General features: G+C 59.1%; 19 protein-coding genes. 9 read left to right on the plus strand and 10 right to left on the minus strand.

Annotated features, from left to right (window positions below; genetic code table 11):
* Positions 1-119: 119 nt before the first annotated feature.
* From GIW69_RS09895 to yccS, 6 genes are all read left to right on the plus strand, one after another.
* Complete coding sequence (locus GIW69_RS09895; protein ID WP_236482135.1) at positions 120-1,562, plus strand: TldD/PmbA family protein; 1,443 nt, start codon at positions 120-122, stop codon at positions 1,560-1,562.
* Positions 1,562-2,899 carry a TldD/PmbA family protein gene (locus GIW69_RS09900; protein ID WP_236482137.1) on the plus strand — a complete coding sequence of 446 codons (1,338 nt, stop codon included), beginning with the start codon at positions 1,562-1,564 and terminating at the stop codon, positions 2,897-2,899. Before GIW69_RS09895 ends, GIW69_RS09900 begins: the two co-directional genes overlap by 1 nt.
* A gap of 67 nt (positions 2,900-2,966) precedes the next feature.
* On the plus strand, positions 2,967-4,394 hold the full coding sequence (gene mdtD / locus GIW69_RS09905; RefSeq protein WP_236482139.1) for a multidrug transporter subunit MdtD: 1,428 nt from the start codon (positions 2,967-2,969) through the stop codon (positions 4,392-4,394).
* Between the two features lie 57 nt (positions 4,395-4,451).
* Complete coding sequence (gene dbpA / locus GIW69_RS09910) at positions 4,452-5,837, plus strand: ATP-dependent RNA helicase DbpA (RefSeq protein WP_236482141.1); 1,386 nt, start codon at positions 4,452-4,454, stop codon at positions 5,835-5,837.
* Positions 5,838-5,891: 54 nt separating this feature from the next.
* A complete protein-coding gene (locus GIW69_RS09915) occupies positions 5,892-7,070 on the plus strand; it encodes a BaiN/RdsA family NAD(P)/FAD-dependent oxidoreductase (RefSeq protein ID WP_236482143.1) in 1,179 nt (392 codons plus the stop codon).
* Positions 7,071-7,209: 139 nt separating this feature from the next.
* Positions 7,210-9,393 carry a YccS family putative transporter gene (gene yccS, locus GIW69_RS09920; RefSeq protein WP_236482144.1) on the plus strand — a complete coding sequence of 728 codons (2,184 nt, stop codon included), beginning with the start codon at positions 7,210-7,212 and terminating at the stop codon, positions 9,391-9,393.
* Between the two features lie 127 nt (positions 9,394-9,520).
* Here yccS and GIW69_RS09925 read toward each other — a convergent pair whose 3' ends face one another.
* On the minus strand, positions 9,521-10,258 hold the full coding sequence (locus GIW69_RS09925) for a transporter substrate-binding domain-containing protein (protein WP_236482146.1): 738 nt from the start codon (positions 10,256-10,258) through the stop codon (positions 9,521-9,523).
* A 257-nt stretch (positions 10,259-10,515) separates the two neighbouring features.
* Between GIW69_RS09925 and GIW69_RS09930 the strand changes: the two genes are divergently transcribed.
* Complete coding sequence (locus tag GIW69_RS09930; protein WP_236482148.1) at positions 10,516-10,968, plus strand: GNAT family N-acetyltransferase; 453 nt, start codon at positions 10,516-10,518, stop codon at positions 10,966-10,968.
* Positions 10,969-11,091: 123 nt separating this feature from the next.
* Here GIW69_RS09930 and GIW69_RS09935 read toward each other — a convergent pair whose 3' ends face one another.
* From GIW69_RS09935 to GIW69_RS09945, 3 genes are all read right to left on the minus strand, one after another.
* Positions 11,092-11,388, minus strand: a complete 297-nt coding sequence (locus GIW69_RS09935) for a winged helix-turn-helix domain-containing protein (RefSeq protein ID WP_236482150.1) — start codon at positions 11,386-11,388, stop codon at positions 11,092-11,094.
* 73 nt (positions 11,389-11,461) lie between these two features.
* Positions 11,462-11,953: a M48 family metallopeptidase gene (locus GIW69_RS09940; RefSeq protein ID WP_236482152.1), complete on the minus strand. Its 492-nt coding sequence runs from the start codon at positions 11,951-11,953 to the stop codon at positions 11,462-11,464.
* A gap of 44 nt (positions 11,954-11,997) precedes the next feature.
* On the minus strand, positions 11,998-14,121 hold the full coding sequence (locus GIW69_RS09945; protein WP_236482153.1) for an EAL domain-containing protein: 2,124 nt from the start codon (positions 14,119-14,121) through the stop codon (positions 11,998-12,000).
* 322 nt (positions 14,122-14,443) lie between these two features.
* Between GIW69_RS09945 and GIW69_RS09950 the strand changes: the two genes are divergently transcribed.
* Positions 14,444-15,112: a polysaccharide lyase family 7 protein gene (locus GIW69_RS09950; RefSeq protein ID WP_236482155.1), complete on the plus strand. Its 669-nt coding sequence runs from the start codon at positions 14,444-14,446 to the stop codon at positions 15,110-15,112.
* Between the two features lie 117 nt (positions 15,113-15,229).
* On the opposite strand, the gene GIW69_RS09955 is transcribed toward GIW69_RS09950, so the two are convergent.
* A complete protein-coding gene (locus tag GIW69_RS09955) occupies positions 15,230-15,643 on the minus strand; it encodes a hypothetical protein (protein ID WP_236482156.1) in 414 nt (137 codons plus the stop codon).
* Positions 15,644-16,107: 464 nt separating this feature from the next.
* Here GIW69_RS09955 and GIW69_RS09960 point away from each other — a divergent pair, with 464 nt between their 5' ends.
* Entirely contained in the window at positions 16,108-16,452 is a 345-nt protein-coding gene (locus GIW69_RS09960) for a hypothetical protein (protein WP_236482158.1), read from the plus strand.
* A gap of 101 nt (positions 16,453-16,553) precedes the next feature.
* Here the strand turns inward: GIW69_RS09960 and fba are convergent, their stop codons facing one another.
* From fba to epd, 5 genes are all read right to left on the minus strand, one after another.
* A complete protein-coding gene (gene fba, locus GIW69_RS09965; protein WP_008081027.1) occupies positions 16,554-17,618 on the minus strand; it encodes a class II fructose-bisphosphate aldolase in 1,065 nt (354 codons plus the stop codon).
* Positions 17,619-17,880: 262 nt separating this feature from the next.
* Positions 17,881-18,213 (minus strand): MliC family protein, encoded by a 333-nt coding sequence (locus tag GIW69_RS09970; RefSeq protein WP_236482160.1) that lies wholly within the window; start codon positions 18,211-18,213, stop codon positions 17,881-17,883.
* 57 nt (positions 18,214-18,270) lie between these two features.
* The gene (locus GIW69_RS09975) at positions 18,271-18,492 is read right to left on the minus strand and encodes a hypothetical protein (RefSeq protein WP_236482162.1); all 222 of its coding nucleotides are present in this window, start codon (positions 18,490-18,492) and stop codon (positions 18,271-18,273) included.
* A gap of 34 nt (positions 18,493-18,526) precedes the next feature.
* Complete coding sequence (locus GIW69_RS09980; RefSeq protein ID WP_236482164.1) at positions 18,527-19,690, minus strand: phosphoglycerate kinase; 1,164 nt, start codon at positions 19,688-19,690, stop codon at positions 18,527-18,529.
* Positions 19,691-19,702: 12 nt separating this feature from the next.
* Complete coding sequence (gene epd / locus GIW69_RS09985) at positions 19,703-20,755, minus strand: erythrose-4-phosphate dehydrogenase (RefSeq protein WP_236482165.1); 1,053 nt, start codon at positions 20,753-20,755, stop codon at positions 19,703-19,705.
* Positions 20,756-20,842 lie beyond the last annotated feature (87 nt).

Here is a 20,842-nt window from a genome sequence, read left to right on the forward strand (position 1 = left end):
AACACCCGATCCAACCTTGATCCTACCCCCCTCGCAGGCCTACTCTAGACCTTGCGCCACCGCTCCACCCCTCCCCGCCGAATCGCCTCACCGCTACTCCATGACAAGGAGGTTTCCGAATGTTCGATTTCCACCCCCAGCTCAAGCGGCGCTTCGCTGCCTTGCGCACGGGCGCTGATTTCTTTTCCCTGCGGTATGTGCGCGAATCCGGGCAGCACCTGTCGGTGCGCAAGAACGTTGCCGAACCGCCCAGTTTCAGCCGTGACGAAGGGGCGATGCTCACCGTGCGGGTCAACGGTGTCGAGACTTACGCCGCCACCAACGACCTGTCGCAGCAAGGCCTGCAAGCCGCCCTCGACCGCGCCGAACAGCAAGCCCGGCGCCTCAAGCCTCATGCGTTGCTGGATCTGAGCGATCAAACGCTCTCCAGCGACCGCGCTGATTATTTTTCTCCGAATTTCGAACAGGCTTTCCCGTCCCTGAGCGATTGCTACGATCTGCTCGGCAAGGAATCCGCCTCGGTGCCCAAGGATGAGCGCCTGGTGAGTTGGCAAGTGAGCATCGGCATCACCAACGTCGAGCAGATTTTCCTCAGCAGCGCCGGCGCCGAATTGCGCCAGGCCCAGCGCTTCGTGTACCCGAGCCTCGACGTCACCGCTTACGACGGCAACGACAGCCAGACCCGCAGCCTTGGCCGCGAAAACTTCGGCCAACAGGGCGGCGCGGATGTGATCAGCCGTTGCGGCCTGGTCGGCGCCGGCCCGCAAGTCGCCGATCAGGCGCTGCAACTGCTGCTCGCGCCGAACACCCCGCAAGGCCCGCGCGACCTGTTGCTGATGCCGGATCAGATGATGCTGCAGATCCACGAATCCATCGGCCACCCGCTGGAACTGGATCGCATCCTCGGCGACGAGCGCAATTACGCCGGCACCAGTTTCGTCAAAGAGAAAGACTTCGGCAGCCTGCAATACGGCTCGAATCTGCTCAACGTGACGTTCGATCCTGGCATTCCCGAAGAACTCGCCAGCTACGGCCATGACGACGACGGCAGCATGGCCAGCAAACAATTTTTGATTCGAGAGGGCTTGTTGTTGCGCCCGCTCGGTGGCGCGCTGTCGCAATTGCGCACCGGTCTCGACGGTGTCGCCAACAGCCGCGCCTGCGGCTGGAACCGTGCGCCCATCGACCGCATGGCCAACCTCAATATCGAAGCGGGCGACCAGTCGCTCGATCAATTGGTCAGCGGTATCGAACACGGCATTCTGATGAGCACCAACCGTTCGTGGTCGATAGACGATGCGCGCAACAAATTCCAGTTCGGCTGCGAATGGGGTCAGTTGATCGAAAACGGTGAACTTAAGGGCGTGGTGAAAAATCCGAACTACCGGGCGATTTCCGCGCATTTCTGGAAGAGCCTGCGCGCCGTCGGCGATGCCAACACCGTCAAAGTGCTCGGCACACCGAACTGCGGCAAGGGCGAACCGAATCAGGTCATCCGCGTCGGCCACGCTTCGCCGGCCTGCGTGTTCAGCAACGTTGATGTATTTGGGGGGGATGCTTGATGGCGACGTCAAAAAATCAGGCCGAGGCGTTCAAGACGCAGGTGGACTGGCTGCGCGAACAGATGCGCGAGCCGGAACAGTTCACCCTCAGCTACGCCGCCGAATCCTCGGCCTTTGTGCGTTTCAATCACGCCAAGGTGCGTCAGGCCGGACAAGTGCAGCAGGCCAACGTAGGACTGAAACTGATCAACGACGGGCGCCACGCCGACCTGCAAATCACCTTGTCCGGTGAGCCGGCGACGGATCTGCAACGCCTCGCCGAAGGCTTGACGCAATTGCGTGAAACCTTGCCATTGCTGCCGCAGGATCCGTACCTGCTGCTGAATCACAATGGCTGGCAAAGCAAAAACATCCAGGAGCATCCCCTGCCGGACACCGAGCAGGTGGTCGCGGAAATCGCCCAGGCGGCCGAAGGGCTGGATCTGGTCGGCATTTACGCCGCCGGGCCTATCAGCCGGGGTTTTGCCAGTTCTTCGGGGGCCTTTGGCTGGCATCAGGCCAACAGCTTCAATTTCGATTTCAGCCTGTTCCATGACAACGGCCAAGCGGTAAAAGCCAGTTACGCCGGTCATGACTGGAGCAGCAAAGGCTTTGCCGCGCGGTTCGAGCAGGCCCGCGAGCAGCTTGAGTTTCTCGGTCGACCGCTGCGCACCTTGGCGCCGGGATCCTATCGCGCCTATCTGGCACCGGCGGCGCTGGAAGAAATCATGGGCATGCTGTGCTGGGGCGGGTTTTCGGCGCAGTCGATTGCCAGCAAGAGCAGTCCGCTGCAAAAGCTCTACGCCGGGGATCAGTCGTTCAGCCCGCTGGTATCGCTGGACGAGCGGGTCAGCGGTTCGTTGAGTCCGGCGTTTTCCGGCGAAGGTTATCCGCGCAGCGATCTGCGCCTGATCATCGAAGGACAGGCCGGCGCGCAACTGGTCGGCTCGCGCAGCGCCGCTGAATACGGACTGACGGCCAACGGCGCCAGCAGCGGGGAATCGCCAAGTGCGCTGAACATGGCGGCCGGGGATTTGTCACAGTCCGACATTCTCAAGCAGCTGGGCACCGGGCTGTACATCAGCAACTTGTGGTATCTGAACTTCTCGGATCAACCGGCGGCGCGCCTGACCGGCATGACACGCTTCGCCACGTTCTGGGTGGAAAACGGCGAGATCCAGGCGCCGGTCAGCACCATGCGTTTCGATGACAGCGCCTACAGCTTGCTGGGTTCGCAGCTTGAAGCGCTGACTGCCGAGCGGGAGATGTTGTTGTCGGCCAGCACGTACAGCCAGCGCAACACTTCCTCGGCGTTGCTGCCGGGGGCGCTGGTCAGCCGCCTGACCCTGACGCTGTAAACGCTTCGCGAGCAGGCTCGCTCCTACATTGGATTTGTGATTGATCGTCTAAATAAAACGAGGTTTCATGCCCAACCGCCCGCCTCTCGACCCGATCACCGCGCGCTGGTTGCCGTGGGTCGTTGCTATTGCGTTCTTCATGCAGTCCCTCGACGGGACGATCCTCAACACCGCGCTGCCAGCGATGGCCCGCGATCTGGCAGAAAACCCGTTGCGCATGCAGGGCGTGATCATCGCCTACATGCTCACGGTCGCCCTGTTGATTCCGGCATCCGGCTGGATCGCCGACCGCTTCGGCACCAAGAAAATCTTCTTCGGTGCGATTTTGCTGTTCAGCTTCGGTTCTCTGCTCTGCGCGTTGTCGAGCACCCTGAGCATGCTCATCGGCGCGCGGATCATTCAGGGTCTCGGCGGCGCGCTGATGCTGCCGGTCGGACGCCTCGTGGTGCTGCGCGCCTACCCGCGATCCGAGCTGGTGCGGATCATGGGCTTCATCACCATTCCCGGCCTGCTTGGGCCGCTGATCGGCCCGACCATGGGCGGCTGGATGGTCGAATACCTGACGTGGCACTGGATCTTTTTGATCAACCTGCCGGTGGGCCTGATCGGTTGTTACGCGGTGTGGAAGTTCATCCCGGATCTGCGCGGCACGGAGCGCACACGCTTCGATGGCCTCGGCTTCCTGTTGTTCGGCGCGGCGATGGTGCTGATCACCATCGCCATGGAAGGCCTCGGCGAACTGCACCTGCCGCACTTGCGCGTGATGTTGCTGCTGTTTGGTGGTATGGCGTGCCTGGCGGCGTATTGGCTGCGGGCCGGTCACATCGACAATCCGCTGTTCGCGCCGTCGCTGTTCAAGACTCGCACCTTTGCCGTCGGCATTCTCGGCAATCTGTTCGCGCGACTGGGCAGCGGTGCGTTGCCGTTTCTGGTGCCGTTGCTGCTGCAAGTCGCGTTGGGTTATTCGCCGTCGCAAGCCGGGATGAGCATGCTACCGCTCGCCGCAGCAGCGATGGTTGCCAAGTCCGTGGCGCGGCCGCTGATCGAGCGTTTCGGTTATCGGATCATTTTGACCGCCAACACGCTGGCGCTGGGGATCATGCTGGCGAGCATGGGTCTGGTCAGCGAGCAGACGCCGTACTGGCTGCTGCTGATGCATCTGGCGGTGCTCGGCGCGATCAACTCGCTGCAATTCACTGCGATGAACACCGTTACCCTCATCGACCTTGACGATGCCAGCGCCAGCAGCGGCAACAGTTTGCTGTCGGTGGTGGCGCAGTTGTCGTTGAGTCTGGGCGTGGCGTGTGCCGGCGCGTTGCTCGGCGGCTTTACGGCCCAGGTCGGCAATGACGGCGTGGAGACCATTCTCGGCGCGTTCCAGCTGACTTTTGTCACGGTCGGAATCATGGCCATGCTCGCCGCGACGATTTTCTCGCAGCTGTCAAAGGAAGACGGACGGCGCGTCAGGCGTCCGGAAGAACACATCGAGTCTTAGGGCGAATGGCCACCGGGCTGGTACACTGCGCGACATTTTGTTTTGCAGGCCAGTCCCGTGACCACCATCGCCACCGCTTTTAATACTTTGCCGCTGTCCGCCGCCATGCTGGCTAACCTCGAATCGCTCGGTTATGCCCAGATGACGCCGATCCAGGCGCAGAGCTTGCCGGTGATCCTGAAAGGGATGGATCTGATCGCGCAGGCCAAGACCGGCAGCGGCAAGACCGCCGCGTTCGGCATCGGTCTGCTGAACCCGATCAACCCGCGCTACTTTGGTTGCCAGGCTCTGGTCATCTGCCCGACCCGTGAGCTGGCCGACCAGGTCGCCAAGGAAGTCCGCCGACTGGCCCGCGCCGAAGACAACATCAAGATTCTCACCCTGTGCGGCGGCGTGTCCTTCGGGCCGCAGATCGCTTCGCTGGAGCACGGCGCGCACATCATCGTCGGCACCCCGGGTCGCATCCAGCAACACTTGCGCAAAGGTTCGCTGGTGCTCGATGGCCTGAACACGCTGATCCTCGATGAAGCCGACCGCATGCTCGACATGGGCTTTTACGACGCCATCGAAGACATCATCGAGAAGACCCCGGCGCGCCGTCAGACCTTGCTTTTCTCCGCGACGTACCCGGTGGGCATCAAGCAATTGGCCTCCAAGTTCATGCGTGATCCGCAGACGGTAAAAGCCGAAGCGTTCCACGATGACACGCAAATCGAACAGCGTTTCTACGAGATTTCCCCGGACGAGCGCATGGGCGTGGTGACCAAAGTCCTTCACCATTTCCGTCCCGCATCGTGCGTCGCCTTCTGCTTCACCAAGCAGCAAGTGCAGGAAACCGTCGACCACCTGACGTCCAAAGGCATTTCCGCCGTCGGCCTGCATGGCGACCTGGAACAGCGTGACCGCGATCAGGTGCTGGCGATGTTCGCCAACCGCAGCACCTCGGTACTGGTCGCGACCGACGTCGCGGCCCGAGGCCTGGACATCGATTCGCTGGACATGGTGATCAATGTCGAATTGGCCCGTGACTCGGAAATCCACATTCACCGCGTCGGCCGTACCGGTCGTGCCGGCGAAAAAGGCATCGCGATCAGCCTGGTCGCACCGTCCGAGGCGCACCGCGCCCAAGCCATCGAACAACTGCAGAAAGCCCCGCTGAACTGGGATCAGGTCGATAACCTCAAATCCCAGGGCGGCGCCCCGCTGCAGCCGCCGATGAGCACGCTGTGCATCGGCGGTGGTCGCAAGGATAAAGTGCGGCCGGGCGATATTCTCGGTGCACTGACCGGCGACGCCGGCATCCCGGGTGCGCAGGTAGGCAAGATTGCGATCTTCGATTTCCAGGCCTTTGTGGCCGTTGAACGTACCGTCGCCATGCAGGCCTTGCAGCGCCTGAACGACGGCAAAATCAAAGGCCGCTCGCTGCGCGTTCGCATCCTCTAAGGGTCGCGTATATCCCACAGTTCTTTTTGTGGTGAACATTGTGAGGACACCGTTTTGCGCTCTACCGAAGTCGTGATCATTGGCGCTGGCGCCGCAGGGTTGATGTGCGCACTGACCGCCGCCGGGCGTGGCCGTCAGGTCATGTTGCTCGACCACGCCAACAAAGCCGGCAAGAAAATCCTGATGTCAGGCGGTGGCCGCTGCAATTTCACCAACATGTACACCGAACCTGGCAATTTCCTCTCGCAGAATCCGCATTTTTGCAAATCCGCATTGGCGCGTTACACGCAGTGGGATTTCATCGGCATGGTCGGCAAGCACGGCGTGCCGTACCACGAGAAAAAACTCGGCCAACTGTTCTGCGATAACAAATCCAGCGACATCCTCGGCATGCTCCTCGACGAGTGCGATCAGGTCGGCGTCAGCCTGCACCTGGACACCTCGATCCAGACCATCGAGAAGATTGAAAGCGGCTACCTGCTCGACACCACCCTCGGCCAGATCCAGTGCCAGTCGCTGGTGATCGCCACCGGCGGTTTGTCGATTCCAACCCTGGGCGCCACCGGTTTCGGCTACCAAGTAGCCAGACAGTTCGGTCACGAACTGCTGCCGACCCGCGCCGGGCTGGTGCCGTTCACCATCACCGATCAGCTCAAGGATTTGTGCGCGGAGTTGTCCGGCACCTCGGTGGACTGCCTGGTCAGCTGCAACGATCAGAGCTTTCGCGAAAACATTTTGTTCACTCACCGCGGCCTCAGCGGCCCGGCGATTTTGCAGATCTCGTCGTTCTGGGAGCCGGGCGACACGGTGGAGATCAATCTGCTGCCGGATCACGACGCGGCGGACTGGTTGCAACAGCAACTGGCCGAGCGCCCGAACAGCGAACTGAAAACCCTGCTCGGCGAGATCTTCACCAAGAAAATGGCCAACCTGTTGGCGGACAATTGGTTCGTCTCCAAGCCGATGAAGCAGTACACCCACGCGGAACTGGCGGACATCGCCAACAAGCTGGGCGCTTGGAAAGTCGTGCCGGCCGGCACCGAAGGCTATCGCACGGCTGAAGTGACCCTCGGCGGCGTTGACACCCGCGAAGTCTCGTCCAAAACCATGGAATCGCTGAAAAGCCCTGGCTTGTATTTCATCGGCGAAGTGCTCGACGTGACCGGGCATCTGGGCGGCTTCAACTTTCAATGGGCCTGGGCCTCCGGCTACGCTGCCGCGCAATACGCCTGATCCAAAGCAAAATTCAAATCCCTGTAGGAGCGAGCAGCAGTAAGGAACACTTTTTGCTGTCAGATGACGTCGACGCCATTGCGTCGGCGCCATTACTGGCTCAATTTAGCGGCATCGCCTCGGAAGGCCTTCGCACTTCATGTCATCGACCTCGTTTCGTCAGTCTTTGCGGCGCCTGTGGGCGCTGGATAAATTCAGCTACAGCGTGCGGGTGTTCATCGCCCTGACCGGCAGCATGGCGCTGTGTTGGTATCAGGATGAAATGGGACTGCTGATTCCATTGTTCCTGGGGATCATTGCCAGCGCCCTGGCCGAAACCGACGACAGTTGGCAGGGCCGCCTCAATTCGCTCGCCGTGACGCTGGTGTGTTTCAGCGTCGCCGCGCTGTCGGTGGAATTGCTGTTCCCCTACCCCATCGTTTTTGTCATCGCCCTGGCGCTCGCCAGTTTCGGCCTGACCATGCTCGGCGCGCTCGGCGAGCGTTATGGCGCGATTGCCTCGGCGACGCTGATTCTTTCCGTGTACACCATGATTGGCGTCGACCAGCGCGGCGGCGCGGTCACGGATTTCTGGCACGAGCCGATGCTGCTCGTGGCCGGTGCCGCGTGGTACGGGTTGCTGTCGGTGCTGTGGCAGGCGATGTTTTCCAACCAGCCGGTGCAGCAGAGCCTGGCGCGACTGTTTCGCGAATTGGGTTTCTACCTGAAGCTGAAATCGTCGCTATTTGAGCCGATCCGGCAGATGGACGTCGAAGCTCGGCGCCTGGAACTGGCGCAGCAGAACGGTCGTGTCGTCGCGGCGCTCAACAGCGCCAAGGAAATCATCCTGCACCGGGTCGGCAACGGCCGCCCCGGCTCGAAAGTCAGCCGTTACCTGAAGCTGTATTTTCTGGCGCAAGACATCCACGAACGCGCCAGCTCTTCGCATTACCCCTACAACGCACTGGCCGAAGCGTTTTTCCACAGCGACGTGTTGTTCCGCTGCCAGCGCCTGCTTCGCCAGCAAGGCAAGGCTTGCCGGGCGCTGGCCGAATCGATCCAGATGCGCCAACCGTTCATCTACGACGCCAGTTTCGCCGAAGCCCTCGGCGACCTGGATGCGTCCCTCGAACACCTGCGCATCCAGAGCAACCCGGCCTGGCGCGGACTGCTGCGATCCCTGCGCGCACTGGCGGCCAACCTTGGCACCCTCGACCGTTTGCTCAGCGACGCCAGTAATCCCGATGCCCTGGCGGACGCGACAGACAGCAGTTTGCTCGACCGATCGCCGCGCAACCTCAAAGACGTGTGGGTTCGCCTGCGTACTCAATTGACGCCGACATCGCTACTGTTCCGCCATGCCCTGCGCCTGCCGCTGGCACTGGTGATCGGCTATGGCATGGTGCATTTGATTCACCCGTCGCAAGGCTACTGGATCATCCTCACCACGTTGTTTGTCTGCCAGCCGAATTACGGCGCCACCCGGCGCAAACTCGGTCAGCGGATTCTCGGCACCGCCATCGGCCTGACCATCGCCTGGGCGCTGTTTGATCTGTTCCCGAACCCGCTGGTGCAATCGTGCTTTGCCATTGCCGCCGGAGTGGTGTTCTTTACCAACCGCACCACGCGCTACACCCTGGCGACTGCCGCGATCACCATCATGGTGCTGTTCTGCTTCAATCAGGTCGGTGACGGTTATGGTCTGTTCCTGCCGCGACTCTTCGATACGCTGCTCGGCAGCCTGATCGCCGGCCTCGCGGTTTTCCTGTTCCTGCCAGACTGGCAGGGCCGACGCTTGAACAAAGTGCTGGCGAACACGCTGACCTGCAACAGCATTTACCTGCGCCAGATCATGCAGCAATACGCCGCCGGCAAGAGCGACGACCTTGCCTATCGACTGGCCCGGCGTAACGCGCACAACGCCGACGCAGCGCTGTCGACGACGCTGGCGAACATGCTCATGGAGCCGGGGCACTTTCGCAAGGAAGCCGACGTAGGCTTCCGCTTCCTGGTGTTGTCGCACACCCTGCTCAGTTATCTCTCGGGCCTCGGCGCCCACCGTGAGACCCGCTTGCCGGCAGATGTGCGCGAACAGCTGATCGACGGCGCCGGGGTAAAACTGGCCACCAGCATCGACGAAATCGCCCAAGGACTGGCGAGCAAACAGCCGATCGCAATCCAGAGCGACGAAGAAGAAGCCTTGGCCAACGAACTGGAACAAATGCCGGACGAAATCGATGAAGGACAGCGATTGGTGCAGACGCAACTGGCGCTGATCTGTCGTCAACTGGGGCCGCTGAGAACCCTGGCGGCGCATTTGATCAAGGACACCGCTGAGGTTTGAAGTGGCCGAACTGGCCTCATCGCTGGCAAGCCAGCTCCCACAGGTCTCGCGGCATAGCTGGATCCTGTGGGAGTCTGGCTTGCCAGCGACGAAGTCATCAGCGACACAGCAAATCCCTGATCAGCATTTACATCCCATGCTGCCTTAATAACTTCTCGTAACTGCCATCCGCTTTCATCGCCGCAATCGCCCGATCAAACCCCGCGACGATTTGTTGATGCTGCGGATGCTTCAGGCTCACCAGAATGTGCAGACTGTTCTCACTCAGCGGCTTGGGCAAAAACTCCACCGCATTTCGCACATTGGCCGGCTCGCGCGCGAGGTAATACCGCGCGACATATTCATCCTCCAGCGTCAGCTTGACCCGATCCGCCGCGAGCATGCGCACAGCCATGGCGAAGCTGTGCACCGGGATTTTCTGCAGTGCCGTGTCGCCATCGAACGCCGCCGAATAGGCATAACCACGCACCACCGCGATGGGGTAGGCGTGCAGTTGCTGCAGGTTGTTGAATTCGATAGGCGCATCTTTGCGCTTGAGAAAACGCACGCGGTTGACCAGATACTCACCGGAAAACTGCCCCAGCTGCGTGCGTTCATCGTTGTACCAGGCGTTGATCAGCACGTCATAACGCCCTTCACCAATACCAAGTAACGCCCGCGCCCATGGCACTTGCTCAAAGCCAGTGAGATAACCGGCCCGGGCCAGCGCGGTGCTGACGATATCCGTGGCCAGCCCGCCATTGGCCAATGTCGAATCGGTAAAGGGTGGCCAGGCGTCGGCGACCAGACGCAATCTTTGCGCCGTGGCGTTCTGCGCCAACAGGAGCAACCCGACCAATGCCAAGGCTTGATGCAATCGCGGCATGCTTGAAAGTCCTTAACGAGCGGGGGCCCGATATCTTTTTCAGCGAAAACCCCAAGGCTCCTTACCGGCAAAACCCAGACCCTAAACGTTAGCCGATCCAGGCCAAAGCACAGGGCTTGCACGCAGATTACACAAACATCGGCACGCTGCGCACCCGCAATGATGGCATTTTGGCATTTGTTACAGATTCGTCCGCCATCGAGACATCTTCGACCGGTGCGCTTAGTATCGGACGACGTCGTTCAAGGAATCGGAAAATGACCATCGAGTGGATCTGCAAACATCACAGCGATCTGGGTAAAGAACAGCTGTACGCCATTTTGAAACTGCGAGCCGAAGTGTTCGTCGTCGAGCAGAAATGCGCTTATCAGGATCCGGACGGACAGGATCTGGCGGGCGACACCTGCCACCTGATGGGTTGGGATGATGGACGACTGGTGGCTTATCTGCGCCTGCTGGATCCCGAATCCCAGGGCGGCGACGTGGTGATCGGTCGCGTGCTCACGGCACCCGAAGAGCGCGGCAAAGGGCTGGGGCACGTGATGATGGAGCAAGCCTTGGAGCAGGCCGAGCATCACTGGCCCGAAGTGCCGATTTATCTGTCAGCCCAAGCGCATTTGCAGGGGTACTACGCCCGTTACGGATTTGTCGTAGCGGGTGAGGAATACCTGGAGGATGACATTCCGCATATCGGTATGCGCCGGATTTGAGGGCCTCATCGCTGGCAAGCCAGCTCCCACAGGTTTATCTGCCGTTCACAGATTTTCTGTTCACCGAAGATCCCTGTGGGAGCTGGCTTGCCAGCGATGGCGTCAGCACGATCGACAAAGCTCTCAGGGATACGCAAGCACCGCTTTTATCTGCCGCAGATTGCGCTCGATCCACCCCCGATCAATCGCTCCCCAATCGCGAATTCGATACCGCCCCGCATGATTGCGCGCGCCTTCTTCCTGCTCGAAGTCGCAAACAATATCCAGATCCGCCAGCGCCGCAATCGTGTCCTGCGCCGTGCGCCGTGGCATACCGGTGACTTCCGTCAGCGACGGTACGCTGCTGGCCAGGCCACTGTCGATCAGGTAGGCCACATAGAGGCGACGGTAAAAACTGCTTTTGGTCTTGCTGACGTCCATTCAACGGCTCCGTTTTAAGGTCAAGAGATCGCAGCCTGCGGCAGCTCCTACAGGGGGCTTCGATTTTTGATGTTTATTGCATGTCGCGCCACGTCAGGTACACCCGCAGATCAAACTCGATCTGGTGATACCCCGGCAGCATGTGTTCACACAATTTGTAGAACGCCTTGTTGTGGTCCGATTCCTTGAAGTGCGCCAGTTCGTGCACGACGATCATTTTCAGAAAGTCCGGCGCGGCTTCCTTGAACAACGAGGCGATGCGGATCTCCTTCTTGGCCTTGAGCTTGCCGCCCTGCACCCGCGAGACCTTGGTGTGCAGGCCGAGCGCGCGGTGGGTGAGGTCGAGGCGGTTGTCGAACAGCACTTTGTCGATCGCTGGCGCATTGCGCAGGTATTCCTGCTTCAAATCCAGCGCGAACGTGTACAGCGCCTTGTCGCTCTGCACATCGTGCCGGCCCGGGTAACGCTGGCTCAGGTAATCGCCGAGGCGCCCTTCGGCGATCAGTTGACGCACCTGATCCTGAAGTTGCGCGGGATAGGCCTGGAGGTATTTCAACGCGGTCATGGCGCGGCAGCACAAGTCAGGAAAAGGTCGCCAGTGTAGCGAATTCAACCGGGCAACGCGCTCCAGTCGAAGACCTGGGCGAAACGGCCGGTCTCTTCAGCCATCATCGGCCGTGCTACAAGGAAGCCCTGCACGTACTCGCAGCCGTGGGTTCGCAGCCACTCGTATTGGGCGGCCGTTTCCACGCCCTCAGCGATGACCAGCAAGCCGTACTCCTTGCACAGGGCGATCACGCTACGCACCAACGCCGCGTCCCGGGACGAGCCGGGCAATCGCGCGATCAAATGACGATCGAGCTTGAGCGTGTCCAGTTCCAGGTCGCGCAAATGCGCCAGCGAGCAAGCACCGGAGCCAAAATCGTCCAGCGCCACGCGCACCCCGAGATTGCGTAACAACCGCAGTTGCTTGCGGGTTTCTTCAGGGCTAAGCATCAGCGCTTCTTCGGTGACTTCGACCTCCAGTTGCCGGGGTTGCAACCTGTTGCGCTCCAGCACCTGACGCAACTCGGTAACCAGATTGGGCATGCCGAACTGCGTGTTGCTCAGGCTGATGCCGAGCACCAGATCGTCAGCGAACTGCACCTCCCAGGCCTTACGTTGCCCGGCCCCGCGATGGTAAATCCAGCTGCCGAGACGGCTGATCAGTTGCGCCTCTTCCAGCAATGGTAAAAACAGACCCGGCGGCACGTCGCCGACGCTTGGATGCTGCCAGCGCAGCAGCGCTTCGAAGCCGCGAATGTGTCCGTCGTTAATCGCCACTTGTGGCTGATACACCAGATTGAAGTCGCGGTTTTCAATGGCGCTGCGCACGCTCTCCTCCAGCATCAGACGCGAGCGGGCGCGACCGTTCATCTCGTGATCATAGAAGCGATATTGCTGACGGCCGGCCCGTTTCGCCTCGTACATGGCGATGTCCGAGGCGCGCAGCAAGCCATCGAGGTTATTGCCGCAATCGGGATAGGTGGCGATTCCAATACTGGCGCCGAGGGCGATGTCCAGGCCCTCGATCTGCTGACAGATCGAGACCCGCTCGATGAGTTTTTCAGCAATTTTGGCCGCTTGTTCGGGAAACTCGAGATCGAGCAGCGCGGTGAATTCATCGCCGCCCATTCGCGCCAGTATGTCGAAGGGCCGCAAGCACGCCTTCAGTTGTTCGGAAACCCAGCGCAACACGCGGTCACCGGCATCATGGCCGAGGGAATCGTTGACCCGTTTGAAGCCGTCGAGGTCCAGATACATCAACACCCAACTGCTGTCGGTACGCTCGCCGCGCAGCAGCAGATTTTCGACGGTCTGGTAGAATCCGCGACGGTTGAGCAGCCCGGTCAGCGGATCGGTCACGGCCTGGAATTCGAGTTGCTGATGAAGGTGGCGCACCACCGACATGTCCAGCATCGTCACCACCATCGCATGCTGTTCCGTCGGCAGCGGCGCGCAGGACAGCGCCACCGGCACCTGCTGGCCTGGCAGGGTGCGCAACAACGCGTCGTGCAGACGCAAGGTTTCGCCGCGGAGATATCCGGTATAAAACTCGGAATCAGCCCACACCGGAATGTGTGGTTTCTGCAAAAAGTCGAGAAACTCCCTGCCTTCCAGCTCCTGCACCGGTGCATTGAGCAACCGCGAAATGGCCGGATTGGCGAAGCGGATCAAGCCGTCCTCGCCCACCACCAGAATGCCCTCGGCGGCATTGTCCAGTACCGACGCATTAAACGCCCGGGCGACTTCCAGATCATGACTGAGCCGCTGCAAGGCCCGGCGATTACGTTGGTGCTCCAACAACGCCTGAACCTTGGGCTTGAGAATCTGCGGATCGAAGGGTTTAAACAGATAATCCACCGCGCCGCTGGCGTAACCCTTGATCACGGCGTCCTGGGATTGTTCGTTGGCGGTGAGGAAAATGATCGGCGTCAGGCGCGTGCGCTGGCTGCCGCGCATCAAACGTGCCACTTCAAAGCCGTCCATGCCCGGCATTTGCACGTCCAGGAGCACCAGATCGACGTCATGTTCGAGCAAAAGGTTGAGCGCCTCGAAACCCGAAGCGGCGGTGATGACATGCCAGTCCTGGCGTTGCAATAGCGCCCGCATGCTGATCAGGTTTTCGGGGTAATCATCGACGATCAGGAGGATCGAGCTGCCTTCACCTGGCTGGGGTTGAGCGCATTCCATGCTACTTCTCTTTTCGGGGACGTCAGGCCGGTCTCTTGTGAAAACCGCACAGGTATTGCGCTGTAACTCTAGTCCGGGATTGGCAAAAGCAGAAGCTGTCATCGGGCCATCATTTAACCAACGGGTTCATTTGCCGACTAACGGTCACCGCTGAAGCCCGCTAAAACCGGGCGAGATGGCATTTAGACAGGACTTTGACGCCAATTATCTGCCAGAAGGAGGTTAACAAAATTCGCCGCTACGCTTATAAAGGCCGCCCCAAAAGGCGCGGGCTAGAGCTTCTGGCACCCGCGTGCAGGATGAGCAGAGTGGAAGAAACGTCATGATCGATCTCACAACCTGGAACCTCAGCGTCCCCGTCGGCAGTCCGCCGTACACCGTCGAAACCAAAAAACTGGTGGATGGCTTCAAGGATCAGTACTTCCATTCCGACACGGGAACGCTGTTTTTCTGGTCACCGGTCACCGGCGCCAAAACCGAAAATGCAATCTACCCCCGCACTGAACTGCGCGAAACCTACAGCAACGGCACGCTGCGCAACTGGTTTTACCCGGACGCCGACAACTTGCTGCGCGCCACGCTGGCAGTCAACAAGGTGCCCAGCTCCGGCAAGATCGTCATCGGCCAGATTCACGCTTACGAAAGCCAGCGGCCGATGGTCAAGCTCGAGTACCAGTACAAGGAGAAAACCGCGACCGGCAACCTCGTGATTAAAGTGCGCATGCGCCCGGACGACAAGGAAAGCCGCGTGATTACCCTCGCTACCGGCGTCAAGCTGGATCGTGAGTTCAACTACCTCATTCACTTGAGCCCCGGCGGTGCGTTAGGCGTGAGTGCGGCGGGTTATCAGTGGGATTCAAACATCAGCGCGACGTGGCGTGACAAGCCGTTGTATTTCAAGGCTGGGGTGTATGTGCAGGACAACACGGGTTATACGAGTGAAGGAGGCCAAGTGACCTTCACTAAACTCGATATCGACCACGATAAATAAACCATCGAATCCCCCTGTAGGAGCTGCCGAAGGCTGCTCCCACATTAACTAGCGTCGCTTTCGGACTTTTGTGTCTGACTATGATGTTAGCCAACCACCCTGTGACCGATAACATACTCAGGGATTTTTCTTCGTAAAACTCTCAAAATCAAAGTACCCCGTGACTTCGAAGGCTTCTTCCTCAATAAAATAAAATTCTCCTTTCGGATACCGCCCGCCTCTCGTTAGAATAAACTTGCCGTCCGCATTTTTATCCACCTCGATATTATTGTATTCCAGCTGCGCCCAGACAGGTTTATCAGCACCGGTTAATATATAGGTCTCGCCAACGTTTAAATCATAAACAACCTTTGTGGCAACATAATAGCTATTACCGTCAACTTTTGTGTTTACCGAAAAGCTAAAGTAATCGTCGAAGTAACGTATGAGATCGTAACCTTCTACGGTTTTTCTTATCTTTTCCTCCTGCCCCGGACGAGTGAAGGTTAAGTTAATGACACCCCATGTCTCAGGAACTTCTTTAGTACTCATCTTTTTCACCCTGCAAGTTGATTAACTCAAGATAAACCATTCGCCAACTACATACGCTCACACTGCCTTGTTCTTTCTAGTGCCTTATCCTCATATCAAGCTAAAACCAGAGGATGAGCGAATAGCGCGATCGAGACCACTGTCATGTCTGACAGTTTTTTATATGCATTTGGAATTAACTCGATGCAAAATCTTCTGAAGTTGGCGCAGATTGGTTTTTTGCTGTTTAAAATTCATAGCAGAATCAAAATCAAAAGCGGGTTTTTTAAAAGGATCGCATTCATTATTTTTCTAGCGGTCTATAAAAGCACTATCAAGCGAAAAAATCTTATTCCCAATACACATAAAAAACTGGCATATCTAACAGGTGGCAGTCGACAACCAATAGATTAACTTTGGATTAGCTCATGGGGAGCAAAATCGGCATCCCGATATCGCACATCCTATCTAAAGGTGAAAACATAATGAGTCAAGGAAACCCAAATGGTACTTACATCGGCTGCGTTTATGATGCAGGTGAAAGCAATGCTGCGACCCTTACGATCACTGACTCAGATTTACAGAATGGGATCATTACGAACGCTAAAATGATTTATTACGGACTCAACTTCAAGGTCACCGGGACTTTTACTCTAAAAACCGTTTTCTCTCTTAAACTTCAAGCCGAAGCGACAGACGGAGACAGCCTGCTTAACATCAATTTAAAACCTTCTGATAATAATTGTAATAAGCTGGACGGAAAAGTTTCCGTAGCACGCGGAGGGCCGAATGTAGGCAAAACCTATGACATTACGTTCCAACAAAATTAATCTCCCTTAAGAGCATCCAGCTTGAAATAAACTGGGGAATACTCAAAAAAAAACCCGCCTCTCGGCGGGTTTTCTTTATTCAGCACAGTTCAACGCAAGGCTCAGTTGACCTTAGCGTTCAACTCACCCTTCAGGTAACGCTGATACATCGCTTCCAGCGAGATCGGCTTGATCTTCGAAGCGTTACCGGCGGTGCCGAACGCCTCGTAGCGAGCGATACACACGTCACGCATCGCGGTGACGGTGGCGCCGAAGAATTTACGTGGGTCGAATTCGCTCGGGTTGGTGGCCATCAGGCGACGCATGGCGCCAGTGGATGCCAGGCGCAGGTCGGTGTCGATGTTGACCTTGCGCACGCCATGCTTGATGCCTTCGACGATTTCTTCAACCGGTACGCCGTAGGTTTCCTTGATGTCGCCGCCGTACTGGTTGATGATCGCCAGCCACTCTTGCGGAACCGAAGACGAACCGTGCATCACCAGGTGAGTGTTCGGAATGCGCTTGTGGATTTCCTTGATGCGGTCGATTGCCAGCACGTCGCCGGTAGGCGGCTTGGTGAACTTGTAAGCGCCGTGGCTGGTGCCGATGGCAATGGCCAAGGCATCAACCTGAGTGCGTTTTACGAAGTCAGCGGCTTCTTCCGGGTCGGTCAGCATCTGGCTGTGATCCAGAACGCCTTCGGCGCCGATGCCGTCTTCTTCACCGGCCATGCCGGTTTCCAGCGAACCCAGGCAGCCCAGTTCGCCTTCTACCGAAACACCGCAGGCGTGGGCCATGGCCACGGTCTGCTGGGTGACGCGCACGTTGTAGTCATAGTCGGTCGGGGTCTTGCCGTCTTCGCCCAGGGAACCGTCCATCATCACCGAGCTGAAGCCCAGCTGGATCGAACGCTGGCAGACGTCAGGGCTGGTGCCGTGATCCTGGTGCATGCACACCGGGATGTGCGGGAATTCTTCGATTGCCGCCAGGATCAGGTGACGCAGGAACGGTGCACCGGCGTATTTGCGAGCGCCGGCCGAAGCCTGGACGATCACCGGGGAGTCAGTCTTGTCAGCGGCTTCCATGATGGCGCGCATCTGCTCAAGGTTGTTGACGTTGAAGGCTGGAACGCCATAGCCGAACTCGGCTGCGTGGTCCAACATCTGGCGCATGCTGATAAGTGCCATTGTGTGTCTCTCTCCCGGTTGAGGGTCGTTAATCGTGCCAGCCTGCCGGAGCGGCGGCGGCTATTCAAGTGATTGCAGATCGGGGGTCGAAGCCCGGTCTGATGATTCGGTGTTGGAAAATCTTCTGAACGACAAAGAACCCTGTGGGAGCGGGCTTGCTCGCGAATTCGGTTTAACATCCAACATCAATGCAAGCTGATACAACACCTTCGCGAGCAAGCCCGCTCCCACCTATTGGATCTGTGACGTCAATTCAATCGTGTTACTCGGCTTTGCAGCCACGGCCAATCAAATCATTGGTGGCGACCCAGTACACCAGGCCTTCCTCACCCTTGACGTGAAACGCCAGCATGTCATCGCTGTACAGCGAACCCGAGGCGCCCGGTTCTTCTTTCAGGCGATAGACCTGATCGGCGCCGCCCAACCGGACATCGACTTCCTTTTGGCTGGCATCGGCGTAGCGCCAAAGCACTTTCGCCTGGCTGTCGCACGTCCAGGTTGTCCAGCCATCCGGGGTGTCGGAGGACTGAAACAGGTTCAACTGCGCACATCCGCTCAACACTGCCAGCGCCGTAACGGCGATCAAGCCTTTCATCCGTGTTCCTCGGCCGAAGGCGTCTGCCGCCGGCCCTGAGTTAAAGAGTCAGACCCGTCAAGGACAACCATGTTCCTTGGCCGGGGTTTGCGTCTCGTATTTCTCCAGACCGTCCGGCCCCGAGCGCTTGTTCAGCACCGGGTTGGTTTCAGCTTGCCAATCGGCCTGGTAGCAGCCTTTTTGCTGTTCGCTGGGTGCCGGTTCCGGGACAGCCTTGGGATTACTCCCGCAGGCTGCCAACGTAGCGGTCAGCAGCAACAGTGCTAACGACTTGACCATGTGAACACTCCTTTGCCTGGTCAAACGGGCGGCCTCAGGCCTTGGCCCGGCTTTCAAGGACTTCAACGGCCGGCAGCACTTTGCCTTCGACGAATTCGAGGAACGCGCCGCCACCGGTGGAAATGTAGGAGATCTGCTCGGCCACGCCATATTTGTCGATGGCCGCGAGGGTGTCGCCACCGCCGGCAATCGAGAATGCGGCGCTGTCGGCGATGGCCCTGGCCAACACCTTGGTGCCGTTGCCGAACTGGTCGAATTCAAACACGCCGACCGGGCCGTTCCACAGAATGGTTTTCGACGACTTCAACAGCTCGGCGAAGTTGGCCGCGGTTTGCGGGCCGATGTCCAGAATCATGTCGTCGGCGGCAACGTCGGCAATCAACTTGACGGTGGCGGTGGCGCTCTCGGCAAATTCCTTGGCAACCACCACGTCCACCGGCAGCGGCACGCTGACCTTGGCGGCGATGGCGCGCGCGGTATCCAGCAGATCCGGCTCGTACAGCGACTTGCCGACCGGGTGACCGGCAGCGGCGAGGAAGGTGTTGGCGATGCCGCCGCCGACGATCAGTTGATCGCAAATCTGGCTCAGGCTGTTCAGTACGTCGAGTTTGGTCGAGACCTTGGAACCGGCCACGATGGCGGCCATCGGTTGCGCGGGCGCGCCGAGGGCTTTGCCCAGTGCGTCCAATTCAGCGGCCAGCAAGGGGCCAGCAGCGGCGACTTTGGCGAACTTGGCCACGCCGTGGGTCGAACCTTCGGCGCGGTGCGCGGTGCCAAAGGCGTCCATTACGAACACGTCGCACAGGGCGGCGTATTGCTGGGCCAGTTCGTCAGCGTTCTTTTTCTCGCCCTTGTTGAAGCGCACGTTCTCGAACAGCACGATGTCGCCGGCCTTGACGTCGACGCCGCCCAGGTAATCAGCCACCAGCGGCACGTCGCGGCCCAGGGCCTTGCTCAGGTAGTCGGCGACAGGCTTGAGGCTGTTCTCGGCGGAAAACTCGCCTTCGGTCGGACGGCCAAGGTGCGAGCAGACCATCACGGCCGCGCCTTTTTCCAGGGCCAGCTTGATGGTCGGCAGCGAAGCCAGGATTCGCGCATCGCTGGTGACAACACCGTCCTTGACTGGGACGTTGAGGTCTTCGCGGATCAATACGCGCTTACCTTGCAGATCGAGGTCGGACATCTTCAACACGGTCATGGGTCGCACTTCCTACTGTTTTTTTGAAGTCGCTGTTTGCAGATAGTGGTCTGCAACGTCCAGCATTCGGTTGGCAAAGCCCCATTCGTTGTCGAACCAGGCCAGGATGTTCACCAGCCGGGGGCCGGAAACACGGGTCTGACTGGCATCGACGATGGCCGAATGTGGGTCATGGTTGAAATCACAGCTTGCATGGGGTAGCTCGGTGTAGGCCAACAAACCTTTGAGCGGGCCACTGGTGGCGGCTTCACGCAGGATACGGTTGACCTCGGTGGCGTCGGTATCGCTCGCGGTCTGCATCGTGATGTCGAGGCAGGACACGTTGACCGTCGGCACCCGCACGGCTTTGGCCTGAATTCGCCCGGCAAGTTCCGGCAGCAGCCGCTCGATGCCGCGTGCCAGACCGGTGGACACCGGAATCACCGACTGGAACGCCGAACGCGTGCGTCGCAGGTCTTCGTGGTGGTAGGCGTCGATCACCGGCTGGTCGTTCATCGCCGAGTGAATCGTGGTGATCGACACGTAATCCAGACCGACGGCCTGATCCAGCAAACGCAACAGCGGCACACCGCAATTGGTGGTGCAGGAGGCATTGGACACCAGCAGCTCGTCGCCGGTCAGGCAATCCTGATTGACGCCGTAGACGATGGTGGCGTCAACATCCGCCTCGCTGGCCATCGGCTGCGAGAACAACACGCGCGGCGCGCCGGCGTCGAGAAACCGCTGGCCGTCTTCACGGGTGTTGTAGGCGCCGGAGCATTCGAGCACCAGATCGACGTCCAGCGACGCCCAATCAATGCCTTCGGGGGTGGCACTGCGCAGCACCTTCACGCAATCGCCATTGATATAGAGACAATCGCCGTCGACCTTCACTTCGCCGGGAAAACGCCCGTGAGTGGAGTCGAAGCGTGTCAGGTATTCGATGCTGGCCATGTCGGCCAGATCGTTGATCGCGACAATTTCAAACCCGGCTTTCGCCCCTCGCTCGAACAACGCACGCAAGACGCAACGACCGATACGACCGTAGCCGTTGAGTGCAACTTTGTAAGGACGCTGTTGAGGCATGGGGTTCTCGATAATGCGCAGGCAGACACAATGCTTATTTGCGGCACATCCCTTGTGGGAGCTGGCTTGCCAGCGATAGGGCCATCC

This window comes from Pseudomonas syringae (genome assembly GCF_021605415.1).
In the GTDB taxonomy this organism is placed as follows: domain Bacteria; phylum Pseudomonadota; class Gammaproteobacteria; order Pseudomonadales; family Pseudomonadaceae; genus Aquipseudomonas; species Aquipseudomonas syringae_S.